This window comes from Clostridium sp. (genome assembly GCF_016650035.1).
In the GTDB taxonomy this organism is placed as follows: domain Bacteria; phylum Bacillota; class Clostridia; order Clostridiales; family Clostridiaceae; genus Clostridium_AD.
On the sequence record NZ_JAENWM010000158.1, the window covers coordinates 1 to 4160 of the forward strand.

Sequence of the window (4160 nt, forward strand, 5' to 3'; positions counted from 1 at the left end):
ATTTAATCTATCATTAAATAATCTTTTATTTGGTAAACCTGTTAAATAATCATAATAAGCTAGATTTTTAATTTTTTTCTCCATTTCTATACGTATATTTATTTCATTCTCTAACTTTTTATTAGCAATAACTAACTCTGCAGCGCGGTCTGCTTTCTCTTCACTTTCATTAAGTCTTATTTCCCCTTATAATTTTAGAATTTTTGTAATATCTTATAAAATATGCTTATTTTTTACTCAATTTCGCCTATTCTATTTATCATTGATGCTAAATATCCTGCTCCGAAACCATTATCAATATTAACAACGCTAACCCCACTAGAACAACTGTTTAGCATAGATAATAGTGCAGCAAGGCCTTTAAAACTAGCTCCATAGCCTACACTAGTTGGAACAGCTATAACAGGTTTGTCCACCAAACCCCCAACCACACTAGTTAAAGCACCTTCCATACCCGCCACAGTAATAACCACCCTAGCACCACTAATAACATCTAAATTTTCAAATAACCTATGAATACCTGCAACTCCTACATCATAAATTCTTTCAACTTTATTTCCATAAAATTCAGCTGTAATTGCAGCTTCTTCTGCTACTGGTATATCAGAAGTTCCGCCTGATACTAATGCGATATATGTACTTTGAATTTTATTCTCTTTTTTTCTAATTATAATGGTTCTTGCAAGTTCATTGTATTCAACGCCATCATATAATTCTTTAACCCCTTCATACATTACTCTAGAGGCTCTTGTCCCAAGAATATTTACATTCTTAGTAAGCATTACACTAACTATACCTTTTATTTGCTCAACAGTTTTCCCTTCACAATATATAACTTCTGGGTAACCAACTCTAAGTTCTCTATTATTATCTATTTTTGCAAATCCCAAATCTGAAGATGACAAACCTTTTAATTTATCTATACCGTCTTCAACAGATATATCGCCATTTTTTATAGATTTAAGAAAACCTTTCATTTCTACTGAATTCATATACTTCAAACCTCCTTTAATTTAAACTTCCCATCTTATATCCTTCTAAGTCTAATGTCACATATTTAAACCCGAACTCTTTAAGCTTAACTGAAATTTTCTCTAATTTCTTTTTATTTAGAATATCAACAAAATATTTCTTTGATATCTCAATTCTTGCTAAACCCGCATGATTTCTTACTCTAACTCCAATAAAACCTAATCCCATAAGGTATACCTCTGCAGCCTCTATTCTTTCAAGCTCACGCTCAATTACTTCTTGTCCATAAGGTATCCTTGACAAAAGACATGCATAGGCAGGCTTATTCCAAGTTTTCAAGTTAAGTTGTTTTGATAAATTTCTTATATCTATCTTTGTAAATTCATTTACAAAAAAAGGACTTATTATATTTAATTCCTCTAATGCCTTTATGCCTGGCCTATAATCTTTAATATCATCAAAATTAGTCCCATCTAAAATATTATATATCCCCTCGGCTTTAGCTTCTTCTTTTATTTTAGTAAATATATCATTTTTACAAATGTAACATCTATTCCTTGGGCTAAATCTTATTTCTTCAATCATTTCTACTTTAATGAACTTGTATTTAACTCCAAATTCTTTTATCAAAACTTTAGCTACTTCAACTTCCCATTTTGGTGTATAAGGCGCTATTACCATCATCGCTAGCACATTTTCTTTTAGTACATCACTACAAACTTTCAGTAATAATGTACTATCCACCCCTCCTGAAAATGCAACAACACTACCAATATTTTTTATATGATTTTTTAAATTATCATATTTTTCTTTTAACATGTTTACCTCCAATATAAAATATAAATAAGCGGATGCGTTTACAATTAGTTATCTTCTTTTCTATACAAATTATATTATTAGAGCTCATTTTTTATATTATCATATACTTCTCTTACAGGTATTTCTCTGTTGTCAGCTATTGTTTTACATTCTTCATACTCTACTTTGCTTTTTATTTTTTCACCTTTATAGTAAGCATCTTGCACATTAACTTGTCCATAAGAAGTATTTGTTTTTACAAATTTCCTTTCAAGCATTGTTTTCTGTACTTTAAAATTTCTTATTCCAAAGGTAGTTGTTTCCTTAAACAATATTTCTTTCATATTTTCTAATTTATTTTCCTTACACAAAATACTTATTTTTACACCGGGTCTACCTTTTTTCATTATAATTGGGGTTAAATATACATCCAAAGCGCCTTCAGTAAAAAGTTTGTCAATTATGTGTCCATATAACTCTGGATTCATGTCGTCTATATTACATTCCACAATTTCTTCAAATGAATCATCTTCGCTTTTTCCCTTAGATGTATCAGATAAATTATTCTCTTCTACTAACATAACTCTTAGTACATTCGGAATTACAGTATCTCTGTCACCTATACCATAGCCAATCTTATTTACAATAAAATTATTATCTTCTTTAAATTCATCAACATTAGCCGCTAAAATTGCTGCTCCTGTAGGTGTTGTTGTTTCAAATGGTACAGCTCCATATTTTACTGGAATTCCCATTAAGATTTCCAAAGTAGCAGGTGCTGGCACTGGAATAATCCCATGAGCACACTTAACAAAACCACCACCAAGTTCGACGGATGAACTCATTATTTTATCAACATTTAAATAACTTATACAAATAGCAGCTCCTACTATATCCACAATAGAATCTACTGCCCCTACCTCATGAAAATGCACTTCATACAAGGGTTTTCCATGAACCTTTGCTTCAGCCTCTGCAACCTTCATAAACATTTTTAAACTTAATTCTTTAACTTTAGAACTTAACTCACTATGTTCTATAATTTCTTGTATATCTTTAATATTTCTATGATCATGTTGTTCTACTGTAGCATGAACATGATGATGTTCTACTGAAGAATGATCATGTTCATGCTCATCTTCATGTTCATTATGCTGATCTTGTAAAATCACATCTACTTTAGTGCCCACTATTCCTTTTCTACTGTCTTTAGATACTTTTATTTCATACCCATTTAGACTTAATTTTTTTAATTCTTCTACTAAATATTTTTTATCTATACCTAACTCTAGCAATGCTCCTAAATTCATATCCCCACTAATACCTGAAAAACAATCATAATAAAGTATTTTCATTTTTATTCACTCCATTTCATTTTTTATGTATAAACACTTCTCAGTACCAAATACATTAGTAAACAGTTCTGTTTCATAAAAGTTATTGTGAAAATTATTAAGATAGTAAAAGTAACCCCAACCCTCCTATCATTATTTAGTAAGAAATGACTATGACAAAGCAAAAAACCACCAAAATTAAGACATTGTATAAACAATGTTTTTAACCTTCGTGGTCGTTTTATTTTAAGTAAGTTACTCTCAAAGTAAATATAAGCCTTCGTGACTAATTTTAGTGTAATTTGTTTATTATTAATTGTCAAGTATAGTTAAATTAGGGGCTTATGTCTATCCTTATAAATTTCTAACTTTACTAAATACAAAAAGTATCAAATTATTCCACATAGGTTTACCTCCAACTTAAAAAAATATTAACTTTAAGCACTTATATTAATTTTGTCCGAGTATATGTGAGACAAATTTAAAAATATAGAGCCCGACACTTAACAATCTTTTATATTTAAATCGAATATTACTATCTAAGCTTGACATAATATAATAGAATCATTTATAATATAAAATAAAACGTTGTTCTCTAATGTAGAACAAAGTATGGTGGTGAATGGTAAATGAAGGTAGCATATTTACAATGTTTTTGTGGAGTATCAGAACAAATGATTTTAGGAGCCCTCATAGATGCTGGAATAAGCATGCAAGAACTTAAAAAGGAACTTGTGGAGTTACATATTAAATTTGAATTTAAGATTGAAGGTTCTAGAGTTGAAATAATATCAGAAGAAATAGATAAAATTAGAAATTTAGATTATGCAAGACTTGTAATAGAAAAAAGCTCATTAAAAAAGGATGTAATACAAAATATCACTAAAATATTTGACAAGATAGCCCATCTAAAATCAGAAGTGAAAATAAATACTTTATCATTGTTATATTCATGTGCAATTGTAATTGGCTTTAAGCTTATAGGAGCTCATAAAATATACATATCTCCAATAAATGTAGGTCAAGGGCTTAAGGAATCGCAATTGGGATTTATAC

4 protein-coding genes are annotated in these 4160 nt (G+C 29.4%); 1 reads left to right on the forward strand and 3 read right to left on the reverse strand.

What is annotated here, in order from left to right; translation table 11 throughout:
- Positions 1–233 precede the first annotated feature (233 nt).
- From larB to larC (JJD95_RS19830), 3 genes are all read right to left on the reverse strand, one after another.
- Complete coding sequence (gene larB, locus JJD95_RS19820) at positions 234–992, reverse strand: nickel pincer cofactor biosynthesis protein LarB (RefSeq protein ID WP_291645198.1); 759 nt, start codon at positions 990–992, stop codon at positions 234–236.
- Positions 993–1008: 16 nt separating this feature from the next.
- Positions 1009–1791, reverse strand: coding sequence for an ATP-dependent sacrificial sulfur transferase LarE (gene larE / locus JJD95_RS19825; RefSeq protein ID WP_291645200.1), 783 nt, complete (start codon positions 1789–1791; stop codon positions 1009–1011).
- A 77-nt stretch (positions 1792–1868) separates the two neighbouring features.
- Positions 1869–3125 (reverse strand): nickel pincer cofactor biosynthesis protein LarC, encoded by a 1257-nt coding sequence (gene larC / locus JJD95_RS19830; RefSeq protein ID WP_291645203.1) that lies wholly within the window; start codon positions 3123–3125, stop codon positions 1869–1871.
- Between the two features lie 608 nt (positions 3126–3733).
- On the opposite strand from larC (JJD95_RS19830), the gene larC (JJD95_RS19835) reads away from it, so the two are divergent.
- On the forward strand, positions 3734–4160 hold a 427-nt coding region (gene larC, locus JJD95_RS19835; RefSeq protein WP_291645205.1), incomplete at its 3' end, for a nickel insertion protein.